18 protein-coding genes are annotated in these 16,802 nt (G+C 72.3%); 9 read left to right on the plus strand and 9 right to left on the minus strand.

Translation table 11 applies throughout. The features are described 5' to 3' along the window. The first annotated feature begins 27 nt into the window (after nucleotides 1-27). Entirely contained in the window at nucleotides 28-186 is a 159-nt protein-coding gene (locus RIN75_RS21965) for a hypothetical protein (RefSeq protein WP_309113872.1), read from the plus strand. A gap of 14 nt (nucleotides 187-200) precedes the next feature. Here RIN75_RS21965 and RIN75_RS21970 read toward each other — a convergent pair whose 3' ends face one another. The 3 genes from RIN75_RS21970 to RIN75_RS21980 are packed head-to-tail and all read right to left on the minus strand — an operon-like array spanning nucleotide 201 to nucleotide 2,411. Then, nucleotides 201-827: a hypothetical protein gene (locus tag RIN75_RS21970; protein WP_309113873.1), complete on the minus strand. Its 627-nt coding sequence runs from the start codon at nucleotides 825-827 to the stop codon at nucleotides 201-203. Between the two features lie 7 nt (nucleotides 828-834). Next, nucleotides 835-1,410, minus strand: coding sequence for a hypothetical protein (locus RIN75_RS21975; protein ID WP_309113874.1), 576 nt, complete (start codon nucleotides 1,408-1,410; stop codon nucleotides 835-837). Next, nucleotides 1,410-2,411: a hypothetical protein gene (locus RIN75_RS21980; protein WP_309113875.1), complete on the minus strand. Its 1,002-nt coding sequence runs from the start codon at nucleotides 2,409-2,411 to the stop codon at nucleotides 1,410-1,412. The genes RIN75_RS21975 and RIN75_RS21980 overlap by 1 nt, the downstream gene beginning before the upstream one ends. A 318-nt stretch (nucleotides 2,412-2,729) precedes the next feature. On the opposite strand from RIN75_RS21980, the gene RIN75_RS21985 reads away from it, so the two are divergent. Genes RIN75_RS21985 through RIN75_RS21995 form a run of 3 tightly spaced genes read left to right on the plus strand, consistent with a single transcriptional unit; the run spans nucleotide 2,730 to nucleotide 6,269 of the window. Next, nucleotides 2,730-3,476: a class I SAM-dependent methyltransferase gene (locus RIN75_RS21985; protein WP_309113876.1), complete on the plus strand. Its 747-nt coding sequence runs from the start codon at nucleotides 2,730-2,732 to the stop codon at nucleotides 3,474-3,476. Next, nucleotides 3,473-4,960 carry a glycoside hydrolase family 57 protein gene (locus RIN75_RS21990; protein ID WP_309113877.1) on the plus strand — a complete coding sequence of 496 codons (1,488 nt, stop codon included), beginning with the start codon at nucleotides 3,473-3,475 and terminating at the stop codon, nucleotides 4,958-4,960. Before RIN75_RS21985 ends, RIN75_RS21990 begins: the two co-directional genes overlap by 4 nt. 58 nt (nucleotides 4,961-5,018) lie before the next feature. Beyond that, nucleotides 5,019-6,269 carry a glycosyltransferase family 4 protein gene (locus tag RIN75_RS21995; RefSeq protein WP_309113878.1) on the plus strand — a complete coding sequence of 417 codons (1,251 nt, stop codon included), beginning with the start codon at nucleotides 5,019-5,021 and terminating at the stop codon, nucleotides 6,267-6,269. 24 nt (nucleotides 6,270-6,293) lie between these two features. On the opposite strand, the gene RIN75_RS22000 is transcribed toward RIN75_RS21995, so the two are convergent. Continuing rightward, complete coding sequence (locus RIN75_RS22000; RefSeq protein WP_309113879.1) at nucleotides 6,294-6,848, minus strand: NADP-dependent oxidoreductase; 555 nt, start codon at nucleotides 6,846-6,848, stop codon at nucleotides 6,294-6,296. A gap of 46 nt (nucleotides 6,849-6,894) precedes the next feature. On the opposite strand from RIN75_RS22000, the gene RIN75_RS22005 reads away from it, so the two are divergent. Next, nucleotides 6,895-7,101, plus strand: a complete 207-nt coding sequence (locus tag RIN75_RS22005; protein ID WP_309113880.1) for a helix-turn-helix domain-containing protein — start codon at nucleotides 6,895-6,897, stop codon at nucleotides 7,099-7,101. A 1-nt stretch (nucleotide 7,102) separates the two neighbouring features. Here the strand turns inward: RIN75_RS22005 and RIN75_RS22010 are convergent, their stop codons facing one another. Beyond that, on the minus strand, nucleotides 7,103-7,846 hold the full coding sequence (locus tag RIN75_RS22010; RefSeq protein ID WP_309113881.1) for an acyltransferase: 744 nt from the start codon (nucleotides 7,844-7,846) through the stop codon (nucleotides 7,103-7,105). Nucleotides 7,847-7,881: 35 nt separating this feature from the next. Between RIN75_RS22010 and RIN75_RS22015 the strand changes: the two genes are divergently transcribed. Next, a complete protein-coding gene (locus RIN75_RS22015; protein WP_309113882.1) occupies nucleotides 7,882-8,829 on the plus strand; it encodes a nucleoside hydrolase in 948 nt (315 codons plus the stop codon). On the opposite strand, the gene RIN75_RS22020 is transcribed toward RIN75_RS22015, so the two are convergent. The 4 genes from RIN75_RS22020 to RIN75_RS22035 form a co-directional block, all read right to left on the minus strand. After that, nucleotides 8,803-9,957: a class I SAM-dependent methyltransferase gene (locus RIN75_RS22020; RefSeq protein WP_309113883.1), complete on the minus strand. Its 1,155-nt coding sequence runs from the start codon at nucleotides 9,955-9,957 to the stop codon at nucleotides 8,803-8,805. The genes RIN75_RS22015 and RIN75_RS22020 overlap by 27 nt on opposite strands. Before the next feature lies 1 nt (nucleotide 9,958). Continuing rightward, entirely contained in the window at nucleotides 9,959-10,915 is a 957-nt protein-coding gene (locus RIN75_RS22025; protein WP_309113884.1) for a class I SAM-dependent methyltransferase, read from the minus strand. Continuing rightward, nucleotides 10,905-11,684 carry an enoyl-CoA hydratase-related protein gene (locus RIN75_RS22030; protein WP_309113885.1) on the minus strand — a complete coding sequence of 260 codons (780 nt, stop codon included), beginning with the start codon at nucleotides 11,682-11,684 and terminating at the stop codon, nucleotides 10,905-10,907. The genes RIN75_RS22025 and RIN75_RS22030 overlap by 11 nt, the downstream gene beginning before the upstream one ends. Nucleotides 11,685-11,844: 160 nt before the next feature. Beyond that, nucleotides 11,845-12,621 carry an ABC transporter ATP-binding protein gene (locus RIN75_RS22035; RefSeq protein WP_375296004.1) on the minus strand — a complete coding sequence of 259 codons (777 nt, stop codon included), beginning with the start codon at nucleotides 12,619-12,621 and terminating at the stop codon, nucleotides 11,845-11,847. Between the two features lie 271 nt (nucleotides 12,622-12,892). Between RIN75_RS22035 and glgX the strand changes: the two genes are divergently transcribed. From glgX to RIN75_RS22050, 3 genes are all read left to right on the plus strand, one after another. Further along, complete coding sequence (gene glgX, locus RIN75_RS22040) at nucleotides 12,893-15,013, plus strand: glycogen debranching protein GlgX (RefSeq protein WP_309113886.1); 2,121 nt, start codon at nucleotides 12,893-12,895, stop codon at nucleotides 15,011-15,013. 821 nt (nucleotides 15,014-15,834) lie between these two features. Further along, entirely contained in the window at nucleotides 15,835-16,413 is a 579-nt protein-coding gene (locus tag RIN75_RS22045; protein WP_309113887.1) for a cysteine dioxygenase family protein, read from the plus strand. After that, on the plus strand, nucleotides 16,410-16,796 hold the full coding sequence (locus RIN75_RS22050) for a rhodanese-like domain-containing protein (RefSeq protein WP_309113888.1): 387 nt from the start codon (nucleotides 16,410-16,412) through the stop codon (nucleotides 16,794-16,796). The genes RIN75_RS22045 and RIN75_RS22050 overlap by 4 nt, the downstream gene beginning before the upstream one ends. Nucleotides 16,797-16,802 lie beyond the last annotated feature (6 nt).

Raw genomic sequence — 16,802 nt, forward strand, 5'->3', positions numbered from 1 at the left:
GTTGGCTGGACAGGGAAGGTGATGGTCATGGCATCGCTGTTCAGCAAGATCAGTGCGTTCGCCCGCAGCCCGCAGGGGCGGCGGCTCACCGAGCAGATCAAGCACGCGGCCCGCGACCCGCGCACCAAGGCCAAGGCGCAGGAACTGCTCCGCAAGTTCCGCGGCAAGCGGCCCGGGCACCACTAGCCCGGGGTGCGGGACTAGGTGCTCGTGCGCTTGCGGACTTCCTCGAAGCTGCGCAGGTAGCGCTGCCGGAACTCGCTGGGATCCGGCAGGTGGACCGGCTGGGCGGGCACGTCGGCGACCGGCTCCGGTTCCACCTGTTCGGGTAGCTCGACCACCACGGGTTCCGGCTGCGCGGGCACTTCCGCTACGCGCTCGGGCTCCGGGCACTCGACCACGACCGGTTCCGGCTGCGCGGGCACCTCGACCACGACCGGCTCCGGCGCGACTTCGGGCTCCGCGGCCCCGGGCTCGGGCGCGATCTCCGGCTCAGCGGCCTCGGGTTCGGGCTCAGCGGCCTCGGGTTCGGGGTCGTCCAGGGTCGGTTCGAGTTCGGGGACCAGGGTGAGCGCCGGGCGCGACGGCTCGGCCGGGCGCTCGGTCACCGGCAGGCCCATCACCGGGTTGCGGTGGATGGGTTTGGTCGCGTAGTCCTCCGGCGGCCACACCACGTCGAGCTTCAACTCGACCGGCGGCGCCTCCGGAGCCGGTGCGGGCGGTCGCTCCGGCTCCGGCTCGCGTCTGAGCATGTACGCCGTCAGCACGCAGCCCGCCGCGAACGACAAGGCGCACAACCCGAACACCAACGCGACCGCACCGGACATATCGCTCCTACCCGACGAGCACGTCGACTTGCGGACCAGCCTCGGACGGCGGCCCCCACACCGGGTCCACCACGACCTGCGTGCTGATCGCCTCCGCCGGCACCCCGCGGGCGACCAGGTAGTCCCGCACGAGCAGCGCCCGCCGCATCGCGAGCACGTCGCAGCGGTGCGAGGTGGTCTCGCCGTTCCACGCGTGCGCCACCAACGTCACGACCGCGCCGGGCACGCCGCCCAGCAGGTTGCCCACCCCGGTCTGCACGGCCTCGCCGCGTCCGATGTGGTCGGTGGTGCCGGGCGCGAACGTGATGCCCTTGACCGCGTTGCTCGCGAACAGGCTCGCCACGTTCTGGCGCGCCACCTCCGGAGAAGGCGGCGGTGCGACGACCTCGGGCGTGGCCGTCGGCCGGGACGGGATGGGCAGCTTCGAGGGCGGTCTGACCAGGTGGCTCGACGGCACGGCCGAGGAGGTGAACGGCAGCGCGCCGGTGATCTCGTCGCCGTACACGGTGAACCCGAACGCGGTGACGGCCGTCGGGACGAGCACCCCGGCGACCACCAGCGGCAGGACCGGGCGACGGGCCATCAGGCACCCAGCCGTTCCTCGTCGGAGACCACCTGCTCGACGTCGGAGACCACCTGCTCGACGCGGTCCTGCTCGGGGATCAGCCCGGGCACGCGGTCGGCGGCGGCGGCCAGGGCCGCGCGGGCGGCGTTGAGCTGGGCGACGACGGTGCGGCGCAGGTCGTGCAGCTCCTCGGTGCGCTCCTGGACCTCGGCGATCCGGCGCTGCGCCTCCCGGCACGCCATCTTGATCACGAACGCGGCCCGCGCCTTGGACAGCTCCTCCTGCTCGGTGAAGTGCAGGGCGGCCTCGTTGCGCCGGCGGGTCATCTGGAGTTCGAAGTAGTTCTGCGCCTTGACCCGCTTGGCCTCGGACTCGGCCTCCAGCTGGTTGCACTGCTCGGCGGTCTCGCGCAGCAGGCGGTCGGCGTCCTCCTGGGCCCGGGCCACCGCAGCGGCGCACTCGGCCTCCACCTCGGCGATCCGCGCCCGCAGGTGGTGCTCGTTCTCCGCCCGGCGGCGCTCCACGTCGACCTCGCGCTGGTCCAGCTCGGCGGCGCGGCGGGCGGCGGTCTCGCGCAGCTGGCGGGCGTGCGCCTGCGCCTCGGCGCGCAGCGCGGCGACCTCCTCCTCGGCGGCCCGGCGCTGCTCGGCCAGCTCCACGTCGGTGCGGGCGCGCAGCGACTCGACCTCGCGCTCGGCGCGCAGCCGCAGGTCGGCCGCCTCGTCCTCGGCGAGCACCAGCATCCGGTGCAGCCGCTCGGCCGCGCCGGTGGTGGTGTTCGGCGACATCTCCAGGCGTTCCACGCGGGCCCGCGCCTCGTCGAGGTCCCGGCGCGTGATCTCCAGGAGTTTGCGCAGGTCCGCGGCCTGGGCCAGGGCTTCCTCGCGGTCCATGCTGGTGTAGCGCAACTGCTCTTCGAGGTGTTCGAGCTGCTCGATCACCTGACGGCGGTGGAAACCGCGGTACACGACGTCGAAAGCCGCGTGCAGCGGAACAATCTCCGGCTCTTTCGCACTCATAGCCGCCCCACTCGCTTGAAGATTCACCAGAGGATACCCAGCGCGTGAGTGCCCAACCAGCGCGTTAGCGGGCCAGTCGAGAGCGGCCGGCGCAGTGTTGTGCGCACACCACGCAGCGCAAATATTCCAGTCAAAGATCAACAGATCGCGGCCTCGCGTCACCCGATGGTGTCATTTCGGGTTTGAAGCGCAACTTTTCGACAATGCGCGCACGACACGGCATCCGGTAATCAGATCCCGAGTGCTTAACCCGAAATAGTGACACTCGAACGGCGAGCCGATGGCTACCCGCCAGTAACCAGCGACTACGCTGGCCGGGTGACCGTCGAGCCGCTGCCCCTCACCGGTGAGCGCACCGTGCCCGGGATCGCCGAGGAGAACTACTGGTTCCGCCGCCACGAGGCCGCCTACCTCGACCTCGTGCACCACTGCGCGGGCGCGGTGGTGCTGGAGGCCGGTTGCGGCGAGGGCTACGGCGCCGCGCTGATCGCCCGGCACGCCGCGCGGGTGGTGGCGCTGGACTACGACCAGCTCACCGCCGAGCACGCGGCCCGCGCCTACCCGGAGCTGGCCGTGCTGCGCGGCAACCTGGCGTCCCTGCCGTTGCGCGACGCGAGCGTCGACGTGGTGGCGAACCTCCAGGTCATCGAGCACCTGTGGGACCAGGCGGGCTTCCTCGCCGAGTGCGCGCGGGTGCTGCGGCCCGGCGGGCGGCTCATCGTCACCACGCCGAACCGGATCACGTTCTCCCCCGGCCGCGACACCCCGCTCAACCCGTTCCACACCCGCGAGCTGAACCCGGCCGAGCTGGCCGAACTGGTGGTCGGCGCCGGGCTGGAGCTGGAGCTGCTGGCCGGGCTGCGGCACGGCCCCCGGCTGCGCGAGCTGGACGCCCGGTTCGGCGGGTCGATCATCGACGCGCAGGTCGCGGTGGTGGTCCAGGGGGACGAGTGGCCGCCGGACCTGCTCGCGGCCGTCGCGGACGTGCGCAGCGAGGACTTCGAGATCACCACCGACGACCTGGACGCGAGCCTCGACCTGGTCGCCGTGGCGGTGCGGACATGATCTCCCCGAACCCTTCGCGCGCCGAGGGGACGTTCTGCCTGGTGCTGCACAGCCACCTGCCCTGGCTCGCGCACCACGGGGCGTGGCCGGTGGGCGAGGAGTGGCTGTACCAGGCGTGGGCGCACTCGTACCTGCCCGTGGTGGACCTGCTGGAGCGGTTCGCCGCCGAGGGCCGCGAGGACGTGCTGACGCTCGGCGTCACGCCGATCCTGGCCGCGCAGCTGGACGACCCGTACTGCCTGCGCGGCGTCCACGACTGGCTGGGCAACTGGCAGCTCCGCGCGCACAGCGCCAGCCCGCGCCTGCCGGACCTGGCCGCACGCGAGCACCGGGCGTCGAAGTGGGCGCTGGAGACCTTCGAGACCAAGTGGCGGCACGGGTTCTCGCCGCTCCTGCGGTCCCTTGTGGACAGTCGGGTGATCGAGCTGCTGGGCGGCCCGGCCGCGCACCCGTTCCAGCCGCTGCTCGACCCCGGGCTGCGGGCGTTCTCGCTGCGCACCGGACTGGCCGACACGCGGCACCGCATCGGCTCCGCGCCCGAGGGCATCTGGGCCCCGGAGTGCGCCTACGCGCCGGGCCTGGAGGACGGCTACGCGGCGGCGGGCGTGCGGCGGTTCCTGGTGGACGGCCCGTCCCTGCACGGCGACACCGCCGCGGCGCGCCCGGTCGGCGGCTCGGACGTGCTGGCGTTCGGGCGGGACCTGGAGGTGTCCTACCGGGTGTGGTCGCCCAAGGTCGGCTACCCCGGCGACCCGGCCTACCGGGACTTCCACACCTACGACCACCCCAGCGGGCTCAAGCCGTCCCGGGTGACCGGCAAGGGCGTCGCGCCCGAGGACAAGAAGCCCTACGACCCGGAGGCCGCCGCGGACGCCGTGCGCCGGCACGCCGCGGACTTCGTCGACCACGTGGTCAAGCGGCTGCGGGAGTTGAAGGAGCGGCACGGGAAGCCGTCGCTGGTGGTGGCCGCGTACGACACCGAGCTGTACGGGCACTGGTGGCACGAGGGTCCGCAGTGGCTGGAGGCCGTGCTTCGGGCGCTGCCGGAGGCGGGCGTGCGGGTGACCACGCTGCGCGGCGCGGTGGAGGCCGGGCACGTGGGCGCGCCGGTCGAGATCCCGCCGTCGTCGTGGGGCGCGGGCAAGGACTGGCACGTGTGGAACGGCCCGCAGGTCTCCGACATCGTCGACCTCAACGCCCGCGTGCAGGAGGAGTTGCCGGGGCTGGACCTGGGCGGGACGACCCGCAACCCGGTCGCCGACCAGGCGGTGCGCGAGGCGCTGCTGGCGCTGTCCAGCGACTGGGCGTTCATGGTCACCAAGGACTCCGCCGCCGACTACGCCCGCTACCGCGCCAAGGTCCACGCGGACCGCTTCGCCGAACTGGCCGCCGCCCTGCGCCACGGCCGGGGGCGGGCGCGGGCGGCCGAACTGCGCCGGGTCGACGGTCCGTTCGGCCACCTCGACGCGCGGGACCTGGTCTGATGCCGCATTGCCCATGGGCGACAATCAGCCCTCAACAGACACCGGAGGATGACGACCCATGCGCGTGCTGATGTTGTCGTGGGAGTACCCGCCGGTCGTCGTGGGCGGCCTCGGCCGCCACGTGCACGCGCTGGCCACGCAGCTCGCCGCGCAGGGCCACGACGTCGTCGTGCTGTGCCGCCAGCCCGCGGGCACCGACGCCGTCACCCACCCCACCACCGACACCGTCGTGGAGGGCGTGCGGCTGGTCCGGGTCGCCGAGGACCCCGCGCACCTGGTGTTCGAGCGCGACCTGGTGGCGTGGACGCTGGCCATGGGCCACGCCATGACCCGCGCCGGCCTGGCGCTGCTGCGCGGGTGGCGGCCGGACGTGGTGCACGCCCACGACTGGCTCGTCACGCACCCCGCGATCGCCCTGGCCGAGGCGTCCGGCGCGCCCCTGGTGGCGACCGTGCACGCGACCGAGGCGGGCCGGCACAGCGGGTGGCTGTCCCAGACGCTCAACCAGCAGGTGCACTCGGTGGAGTGGTGGCTGGCCAACCGCGCCGACTCGCTGATCACGTGCTCGTCGGCGATGCGCACCGAGGTGGCGCACCTGTTCGAAGTGGACGCCGACCAGGTCACCGTGCTGCACAACGGGATCGAGCCGCGCCGGTGGCGGGTGCGGTCCGACGACGTGGCGGCGGCGCGGGCCAAGTACAGCCCGGACGGCGCGCCGCTGCTGCTGTTCTTCGGCCGGCTGGAGTGGGAGAAGGGCGTGCAGGACCTGATCGCCGCCCTGCCCCGCATCCGGCGCGCGCACCGGGGCGCCCGGCTGGTCGTGGCCGGCGAGGGCACCCACGGGCAGTGGCTGGTCGAGCAGGCGCGCAAGCACAAGGTCCGGCGCGCGGTGGACTTCGTCGGCCACCTGTCCGACCGGGAGCTGGCGGGCGTGCTGGCCGCCGCCGACGCGGTCGTCCTGCCCAGCCGGTACGAGCCGTTCGGGATCGTCGCCCTGGAGGCCGCCGCCGCCGGGACGCCGCTGGTGGCGTCCACGGCCGGCGGGCTGGGCGAGGTCGTGCTGGACGGGGTCACCGGCCTGTCGTTCGCGCCCGGTGACGTGGAGGCGCTGGCCCGGGCCGTGCGGTCGGTGCTGGCCGACCGGCCGTCGGCGGTGCGCCGGGCGAAGGCCGCGAAGGCCCGGCTGGCCACCGACTTCGACTGGACCCGCATCGCCGGCGACACCGCGGCGGTCTACGAACGGGCCGTGGTGCGCGAGCACGGGCCGTTGGGCCGGCCGAAGATCGCCACCGGCAACGCGTTCCTGTAGCTGTTCTCGGACGGTGTGGCCGCTTCAGACGGTCAGGACGACCTTGCCGGTGGTGCGGCCGGCCTCGCCGAGTTCGTGGGCCTTGCCGACGTCCTCCAGCGGGAACGTCTCGGCCACGACCACCCGCAGCTCGCCCTTGTCGACCAGGGCGGCCACGTGTTCCAGGACGGCGTGGTCGGCGGTCACCATGACGGTCTCGACGCGCACGCCGAACGGCTCCGCCCTGGGGCGGACCTCGTCGAGGACGAACGGGTTCACCACGGACACGTACGTGCCGCCGCGCTTGAGCACGCGCAGCGACCGCTCCACGTAGTCGTCGCCGCCGATGAGGTCCAGCACCACGTCCACGGGCTCGACGGTGGTGAAGTCCTCGGTCCGGTAGTCGATCAGCTCGTCCGCGCCCAGGTCGCGCAACAGCTCGTGCTTGCCCGCGCCGGCGGTCCCGACGACGTGCGCCCCGAGCGACTTGGCCAGCTGCACCGCGAGGTGCCCGACCCCGCCCGCGGCGGCGTGCACCAGGACCCGCTGCCCCGCCCGGAGGTTTCCGGCCTCGACCAGGGACTGCCAGGCGGTCAGCACGGCCAGCGGCAGCGCGGCGGCCCCGACGTGGTCGAGCCGGGCGGGCTTGCGGGCGGAGCGCGCCGGTCTGGTGCACCGGGACCTGTACCCGAGCGTGCCGCCGAAGGTCGAGTACAGCCTGACGCCGTTGGGGCAGGACGTGGGCGTGCTGATGGACGCGATCAGGGTGTGGGCGGAGGACCACATCGAGGACATCCGCAGCGCCCAAATCGCTTACGACGCCAAGGCCGGCGAAGAACTCCAGCCGGTCTGAGTCAGGCGTTCTGGGACTTTTCGAGGGCCTCGCGGGCTTTGCGGGCCATGTCGGCCACGGCCGCGCGGCGGACCGCGTCCGCCTCGTAGTCCTCGCGGCGGTCCTTCACGACCCTGGCCGGGATGCCGACCGCGATCTTGAAGTCCGGCACGTCCCCCCGCACCACCGCGTGCGCGCCCAGCACGCAACCCCGGCCGATCCGCGTGCCCCTGGTCACCGTGACCTTCGTGCCCAGCCAGCAGTCCGGGCCGATGCGGACCGGGGACTTCACGATGCCCTGGTCCTTGATGGGCAGGTTGATGTCCGAGGTCACGTGGTCGAAGTCGCAGATGTACACCCAGTCGGCGATCAGCGTGGCCGCGCCGATCTCGACGTCCAGGTAGCAGTTGACCGTGTTGTCCTTGCCGAACACGACCTTGTCGCCGATGCGCAGCGAACCCTCGTGGCAGCGGATGGCGTTGCCGTCGCCGATGTGCACCCAGCGGCCGATCTCCAGGCGGCCGTAACCGGGGCGGCAGTGCAGTTCCACGTTCTTGCCGAGGAACACCATGCCCCGCAGCACCACGTGCGGGTTGGCCAGGCGGAAGCGGAGCAGGCGCCAGTAGCGGACCAGGTACCACGGGGTGTAGGCCCGGTGGCGCAGGACCCACTTCAGGGAGGCCACCGTGAGGAACCGCGCCTGCGCCGGGTCACGCCGGTTCCGACGCCACCTCGTCCACATCGGCGCACCCCACATGCTCGTCACGCCCGCACTGTAACCCGCGGGGCAGGATGGGTGGCGTGACGATCCCCCTGATCATCGACACCGACCCGGGCGTGGACGACGCCCTCGCGCTCGCCGTGGCCGTGGCGAGCCCGGAGGTGGACCTGCTCGGCGTGACGACCGTGTTCGGCAACGTCGGGCTGGACAAGACCACGCGCAACGCCCTGCGCCTGATGACCCTGCTCGGCCGCGACGACGTCCCGGTGGCGGTGGGCGCGGAACGGCCGTTGGTGCACCCCCAGCCGCACGTCTCCCGCGCGCACGGCGCGGACGGGCTGTCCGGGTTCGCCGACACCCTGCCCGAAGCGACCGTCGAGCCGGACCCGAGGGACGCGGTGACGTTGCTGAAGGACCTGCTGGAGGCGTCCGAGGAGCCGGTGACCATCGTCCCCATCGGACCCTTGACGAACATCGCGTTGCTCTTGGCCGCGCACCCGCGTCTTAAAGACCGCATTGCGCGTCTGGTGGTCATGGGAGGCGGCATCAGAGGCGGCAACATCACCGCTGCGGCCGAGTTCAACCTGTGGTGCGACCCCGAGGCGGCGCGGCGGGTGCTGGTCGAGGAACGGGTCCCGACCACGCTGGTCACCATGGACCTGACCAAGCGGTGCGCGGTGAGCGCCGAGTGGCTCCAGCGGGTCGGCGAGTCGTCGGAGATCGGGGCCCGGCTGGTCGGGCTCACCCCGGACTACCTGGCGACCTACCGCCAGTTCCTGGGCTGGGACGGCATGGCCGTGCACGACGCGGTCGCCGTGGCGGAGGCGGTCCGGCCGGGAATCCTGACCACGCAACGGTTCCCGGTCGAGGTGGAGTGCGCGTTCGGGCCGGGTCGCGGTGGGCTGCTGGTCGACGAACGGCTGGAGACGCCCAAGGAGGACGGGGTCGACATCGCCGTGGACACCGATCTCGACGTTCTGCGCGGGTTCCTCTTCGAGCGCCTAAGTGCGTTCGGCGTGCGCCAGTAGGTACACCGGACGGCGGCCGATGCGGGTCAGCACGACCGTCATCGAGCCGCCACCGGACAGCTTCAGGCGCGGCCGCAGGGCGTTCGGGTCGATGTCCAAGCCCCGCACCAGGATCTCCAGCTTGCCCACGTCGTGCGCGCGCAGCACGGCCCGCAGCGTCTTCTCGCTGTAGTGACCGTGCTCGACGACCCGGAACGCGCGGATGCCGGGCGGCGGAGTGGGTCCGGTGAGGTAGGCGATCCGCTCGTCGAGCTGCGCCAGGCCGTGCTGGTGCGCGTACTGCCGCACCAGACCTGCCCGCACGACCGCGCCGTCCGGGTCGACCAGCCACTCCCGCGGCTCGGTGACGGGGCAGTCGTCGGGTTCGGCGTCGGTGATCGTCCAGTGCTCGCCGGTGGAGCGCAGCACGGACGCCCGTCGAGTCACGCCCGGGGTGGCCAGGCCCCGGGTCCACAGGCACGCCTCGCGCACGTGCCCGTCCAGCGACACCAGTTCGACCTCGTCGGCCCACGGCGCGACCGCGAAGTCCACGCCCGGCGCGCACTTCACCGCCAGGTCCCGGTCGGCGTAGGCGGCGGCCAGTTCGTCCAGCGACGGGGCGAAGTCCGAGGGTCGCCACGTCCGGCGCCCGCTGGAGTCCCGGCGCGCCGGGTCGGCCACCACGGGGACGTCCCGCGAGACCGGTTCGAGCGCGTCGGCGCGCAGCACCGCGTGCGATCCGGCCAGGTTGTGCCGGGCCATGGCCACCCGAACGGGGTCCAGGTCGGAGCCGAACGACCCCTCGGGCAGCGCGGCGAGGTCCGCCCCGATCGAGCACGTCACGTCGTGCGCGACCCGCCCGGCGAACCGCCGCGCCCGGTGCGCGGCGACCTCGCGCGGGGTGGCCTGCTGGAGCGCGTCGTCGGTGAACAACCCCTCCGAAAAGTCCACTTTGGACACAGCTTTGCGGCGCAGCAGCACCGTTTCCAGCACCGCCCCCGAGTGGTCCGGGGACACCTGCCTGGCCCGCCGCACGTCGTCCAGCCGGGACGCGGGCGTCAGCGGCAGGTCCGCCAACGCCGACAACGCGGCGCACCCGGCGTCGGAACGCAGGTACGCCACGTCGTCCAGGCTGAACGCGTAGCCCATGTCAGGAGACCGGTTTGCGGCCCGTCACCGACACGTTGTAGAAGACCTCCCGCGGCAGGACCTTCGCCAGCACGTTCTCGTCCACCCACGACAGCCGCTGCCAGGTCCGGTAGGCGAACATCGCCCAGCCGAAGCCCAGCTTCTCGCGCGGCACGGCCGCCTCGAACGTGCGCACCGGCCACCCGAACAGCGCCGCCGACAGCTCCTCGGTGACCGCCTTGACGTGCACCGCGCCCGCGCCGCGCGCCACCCGCTCCAGGTCGGACGGGTCGAACGTGTGCAGGTCCACGACGGCTTCCAGGGCCGCCGCGCGGGACGACTCGTCCAGCTCCTCCTGCGGGCGCCGCCAGTCGTTGAGCGGGGCGAGCTTGGTGACGTTGGTGGTCAGCCACCAGGTCAGCCGGCCCAGCTTGCGGGCGTAGAAGTTGCCGATGTTGGTCGGGTCGCCCGCGAACACGAACTTCCCGCCCGGCTTGAGCACGCGCAGCACCTCGCGCATGGCGGCCGGCACGTCCGGGATGTGGTGCAGCACGGCGTGGCCCACCACCAGGTCGAACGTGTTGTCGTCGTACGGGATGCGCTCGGCGTCGGCGACCCGGCCGTCCACGTCCAGGTCCAGGTTCTTGGCGTTGCGCAGCGCCACCTCGACCATGCCCGGCGACAGGTCGGTCACCGAGCCCTTGCGGATCACGTCACCCTGCATCAGGTTGAGCAGGAAGAACCCCGTGCCGCAGCCCAGTTCCAGGGCGTGCTCGTAGGGGCCGACCTCGCCCGCGACGGCCCGGAACCGGTCCTTGGCGTAGGTGATGCAGCGCTCGTCGTAGGAGATCGACCACTTCTCGTCGTACGTGCCGGCTTCCCAGTCGTGGTAGAGCACGTTGGCGAGCTTGGGGTCCTGGTACGCCGCCTCGACCTCTTCAACGGTGGCGTGCGGGTTCGGCTTGGGATCAACGGCCACTGAACTTCGCCTTCCCCGGGCCGTTCTCGATGAACGACGCCATGCCGGTCTTCTGGTCCTCGGTCGCGAACATCGCGGCGAACAGCTGGCTCTCCAGCTTCAGGCCGTTGCCGAGGTCGGTGTCCAGCCCGCCGTCGATCGCGGCCTTGGCGGCGGCGTAGGCGACCACCGGACCGTTGACGAACTGGCCGGCCCACCGCTTGGCCGCCTCGTACACGTCGTCCGGCGCGACGACCTCGTCCACCATGCCGATCCGCAGGGCCTCCTCGGCGCCCACGAACCGACCGGTGTAGATCAGGTCCTTGGCCTTCGACGGGCCGATCAGCCGGGGCAGGCGCTGCGTGCCGCCCATGCCCGGGATGACGCCGAGCAGGATCTCCGGCTGGCCCACCTTGGCGTTGTCGCCCGCGATGCGCCGGTCCGCGCACAGCGCCAGCTCGAACCCGCCGCCCAGCGCGTACCCGGTGATCGCGGCCACGGTCGGCTTCGGGATCTCCTCGACCGCGCGCAGCGACGACTGGAAGGCGCTGACCTTGGCCGCCATCTCGACGTAGGACTGGTCGGCCATCTCCTTGATGTCCGCGCCGGCCGCGAACACCTTCGGCCCGCCGTAGACGATCACCGAGTAGACGTCGGCCCGCCGCGCGGCCTCCTGCGCGGCGGCCCGGATCTCCTCCTGGACCTGCCGGTTCAGCGCGTTCATCGGCGGGCGGTCCAGCCGGATGGTGCCGATGCCGTCCTCGACATCGAGCCTCACGAACTCAGCCACGAAACACCCTCCGTGTCTTTGGCCGCGACTCCGTCGCGGCGGCTCGGCCGCCTGAAAGTCGGCTCATCGCGCCGGTTCCCGACGATCGGAAGAGCTGATCGTCGGGAAACCGGCGCGACAAGCCGACGCGGCCTCGCGGGTGGTCGGTCACCAGAGGAGGTTACCCCTGGGTAGCTTTGCGGCGCGCGAAGTACCGGTCGCCCGCCTTCTGCAGCTCCAGGGGCTGGTCGAACGTCTTGGACAGGTTCTCCTCGGTCAGGACGTCCTCCAGCAGGCCCTGCGCCACGATCGCACCCTCGCGCAGCAGCAGCACGTGCGTGAAGCCCGGCGGGATCTCCTCCACGTGGTGCGTGACCAGCACCGTCGCCGGCGCGTCCGGGTCCAGGGCCAGCTCGGACAGCCGCGCCACCAGGTCCTCCCGGCCACCCAGGTCCAGACCCGCGGCCGGCTCGTCGAGCAGCAGCATCTCCGGGTCGGTCATCAGGGCCCGCGCGATCAGCGTGCGCTTGCGCTCGCCCTCGGAGAGTGTGCCGAACGTGCGGTCGGCCAGGTGGTCGATGCCGAACTGCGCCAGCAGCTCCTTCGCGCGGCCCGTGTCGAGCTGGTCGTACTCCTCGCGCCAGCGGCCCAGCACCGCGTACCCGGCGCTCACGACCAGGTCGGACACCTTCTCGTCGGCCGGGATGCGCCCGTTGAGCGCCGCCGACGACAGGCCGATGCGCGGGCGCAGCTCGAACACGTCGGTCTTGCCGATGCGCTCGCCCAGCAGGCGCACCTTGCCCTTGGTGGGGTGCAGTTCGGCGGCGGCCAGCCGGAGCAGGGTCGTCTTGCCCGCGCCGTTCGGCCCGAGCACCACCCACCGCTCGTCCAGCTCCACGCTCCAGTCGACGTCCCCCACCAGCGTGGTCTTGCCCCGTCGAACCGAAACACCCTGCATGTGGATGACCAGATCTTCGTTTTCCACGCTACCCTCGCCGCTCTGTCCGATCGCCGCTCCTTCGTCGCGGCGGCGAGGTCGCCTGGCAGTCGGCGGGTCGCGCCTGATTCCGCGGTGATCGAAAAGCGTGATCACCGCGACATGAGCCCCGACCCACCGACGCGACCTCGCGCGCGGACAGTCTTCCATTGCCGCCCTCCGCGGCAGGACGAGAGGTCCGGTCCGGGTCGCCATCCCCACTTTGTCGGTGGTCCCTGGGAAGATCGGGGGCATGGCACTCGACTCGTCCCCGCTCGCCGGCCGGCCGTTCCCGCTGGGCGCGCACCCCGAAGCCGGTGGTGTGCGGTTCGCGGTGTCCGCGCCGCCCGCCGACGCCGTCGAGGTGTGCCTGATCAGCGAGGACGGCACCGAGCGGCGGGTGCAGCTCACCGAGCGCACGTTCGGCGTGTGGCACGGCCTGGTGGCGGGCGTCACACCCGGCCAGCGCTACGGCTACCGCGTCCACGGCCCGTACGACCCGGCGCGCGGGCTGCGGTGCAACCCGGCCAAGCTGCTGGTCGACCCGTACGCGACGAGGATCACCGGGGCGTTCACCGACCTGGAGGCGGCGCTGGGGTACGCGGTCGACCCGATGCACGGGCCGCCGTCGTCGGTCGACTCGCTGGGCAGCGTGCCGCTGTCGGTGGTGACCTCGCCGGGCGGGCCGGACACGGGCGTGAAGCCGGAGGTGCCGTTCGAGGAGGCGGTGGTCTACGAGCTGCACGTGCGGGGGTTCACCAAGCGCCACCCGGCCGTGCCGGCGCACCTGCGCGGCACGTACCTGGGGCTGGCCCACCCCGCGGTGGTCGAGCACCTGGTCCGGCTGGGCGTCACCACGGTGGAGCTGCTGCCGGTCCACGCGTTCGTCGACGAACCGGCCCTGATCCGCAACGGCCGGCACAACTACTGGGGCTACTCGCCGCTGAGCTACTTCGCGCCGCACCCCGGTTACGCCAGCGAGCCCGGGAGGGAGATCGAGGAGTTCCGGACCATGGTCGCCGCCCTGCACGCGGCGGGCATCGAGGTCGTGATCGACGTGGTGTTCAACCACACGTGCGAGGGCGGTCCGGAAGGTCCCACGCTGTCGTACCGGGGCTTCGACGCGCCCGGGTACTACCTGCACATCGAGGGCGGCGGCAGCACCCTGGACATCACCGGCTGCGGCAACACCCTGGAGGCCGGCTCCCCCCAGGTGGTCCGCCTGGTGACCGACAGCCTTCGCTACTGGACCACCGAACTGGGCGTGGACGGCTTCCGCTTCGACCTGGCGTCCACCCTCGGTCGCCCCCACGGCGGCCGCTTCGACCGCGCGTCGGCCATGCTGACCGCGATCACCACCGACCCGATCCTGTCCCGCTGCAAGCTGATCGCCGAACCGTGGGACGCGACCGGCGACGGTTACCGGGTGGGCGATTTCGGCGTGCAGTGGGCGGAGTGGAACGGCCGCTACCGCGACACGGTTCGGGACTTCTGGCGCGGTCACACCGGCGTGCGCGACCTGGCGTACCGCCTGTCGGGTTCGTCCGACCTCTACGCCGACGACCTGCGCCGGCCGTGGCAGTCGATCAACTTCATCACCGCGCACGACGGCTTCACGTTGCGGGACTTGGTGTCGTACAACGAGAAGCACAACGAGGCCAACGGCGAGGACAACCGCGACGGCACCAACGACAACCGTTCGTGGAACTGCGGCGCGGAAGGCGAAACCACCGACCCCGCCATCCTCACCCTGCGTTCGCGCCAGGCCCGAAACCTTCTGGCAACCCTGCTGTTCTCGACAGGCACACCCATGCTCACCGCCGGCGACGAACTGTGGCGAACCCAAGGCGGCAACAACAACGCTTATTGCCTGGACGACGAGACGTCATGGGTGGAGTGGAAGCTGTCGACCGAGGCAGAGTCGATGCTCGCCTTCGCCCGCCGGGTCATCGCCCTACGCGCCCACAGCCCCGCCCTACGCCAGCCGGAGTTCTTCGACGGCCGCACAACCCCGTCCGGCGCCCCGGACCTGGTGTGGTTCCGGGCGGACGGCGAGGAGATGGCCGAAACCGACTGGTTCGACGACAGCCGCCGGTTCCTGGGCATGTGGATCGACGGCTCGACGTCACTCTCCCGCACCCGCGAGGGCGAGCTGGTCCGCGACAACTCCTGGCTCCTACTCCTCAACGCCAGCCCAACCCGCCAGGACGTAACCCTCCCCGGCCCCGAATACGGCACCCACTACATCCCCGCTCTGGACACCACCACCCCGGACGGCACCCCGAAATCCCCCACTCCCCGCGCCCCCACCACCCACCTAACCCTCTCCGCCCGGTCCCTGCTACTCCTGAAGATCCCCAACCACACCCCCTGACCAGCTAAAACGGGTGGGCGCGGCAATCACCCGATCGAGCGACATACAGAATCCGCGACCAACCCACCCCCCACACGTCCCGAGATATGGAGGAACCCGCGGGCCGGCCCCACACCCACAGCCCCCACCACCCACCCACCCGCCGCCCCCGCCAACCGCCCCAGCCCCGGCTCCCGGCCACCCGCCACGCCTCCGGGCCACCCGCCCGCCGCAGCCGCAGGCCCGCCGCAGCCGCACCGCGCGCCCTAAACCCACCTTCGCGCACCCCCTGCCGCATGCCGGCACCGCAGCCCGCCGCCTGCCCACCCGCCACCGCACACCCGCCAGCCGCCGCATGCCCGCCGCCACGCGCAAGCCGCACGCCGCACGCCGCCGCTAAGCGCCCGTCACCGCACGACCACGGCCGCACGCAAGCCCCGCCGCGTGCCTGTCACCGCCCCACCCCCCGCCACACACCCACCACCACACGCGAGCCGCCACACGCCCGCTGCCGTGCCGAGCGCCCCCGTTGCGGGCGGTGATCGGCAACTGCCCGCGAGTGAGGGCCGGGGGCGCAGCGGTGTGTCTGGAGCCGAGGGAATCTTGGCTGGTGGGAGCGGGTGCGGCCATCCATGCGGTCGTGGCACCATGCGGGCGTGGACCGTCCGTTGCTCACCTGGTGTGACCGCACGATCGACCTCCTCCTGGTCGCGTCGTGCGCGTGTAGCCGGACGCGGCGTGGTGGCCCGTCTCCCGACACCCCGGTGGGTTGATCCCCGCTCCGCCACGTCGCGTCGTGATCGCTACCCAAGCCCGACCGTAGCCATCAGGAGCGACACCCCGTGACTTCCGCACTCGCACGTGCCGACCTGCACCCAGCGCTCGACGTCCCCCTCCTGCGCGACCTCATCCACCCCGACCGCGCCCTCTGGACCCCGCGCGAACTGCGCGAACTGACCTCCGTCGTGGCCGGCGAACTGACCACCCCACTCCTGTCGATCCTCGAGTACGACCCCGCCCGCCGCTGGTGGGCACGCCTCGGCCTCACCGAAGGCGTCGAACTGTGGCTCCTCTCCTGGCTCCCCAACCAGGGCACCGAACCGCACGACCACGGCGGCGCGGCCGGCTCGTTCACCGTCCTCACCGGCCGGCTCGCCGAGGACTACCGCTACCCCGGCGGCCCGATCCGCTCCGTCACCCGCGAAGTCGGGGACGCCATCGGGTTCGGGGCCGGACGGGCGCACCAGGTCAAGAACCTCGGTACCGTCGGCGCGGCCAGCGTGCACGCCTACTCGCCGCCGCTCGTCCCCACCCGCGAATACCCGAGCCTGCTCGACATCCCACCCGAGATCCCGCCGCTGCCCGCGCACCGCCTGCCGCTGGAACGGCTGCGGGAACTGGCCGACCAGGAGGGCCCGTGAGCGCCGAAGCGCTGCTCGACGAAGCGAGGCGCAGCCTGCGCCGGGTCACACCGACCGAACTCGTCCACCTCGACAACGCGCTCGTCATCGACATCCGCCCCCGCCACAACCGGGCGGCCGAGGGCGAGATCCCGGGATCCATCCCGGTCGAGCGGATCGTGCTGGAGTGGCGGCTGGACCCCAACGGCGACCACCGCATCCCCGGGTTCGACGCCGACACCACGGTCGTCGTGCTGTGCAACGAGGGTTACGCCTCCAGCCTCGCCGCCCGCGACCTCCAGCGCGTCGGACTGCCCAACGCGACCGACCTCGTCGGCGGGTTCCGCGCGTACGCCGCCGCCGGGTTGCCGGTTCGCGAAGGGGCGAGCGAAGCCGTTACCTGACCACGG

Origin of the sequence: Saccharothrix sp. (genome assembly GCF_031180885.1) — a bacterium.
Classification (GTDB): domain Bacteria; phylum Actinomycetota; class Actinomycetes; order Mycobacteriales; family Pseudonocardiaceae; genus Actinosynnema.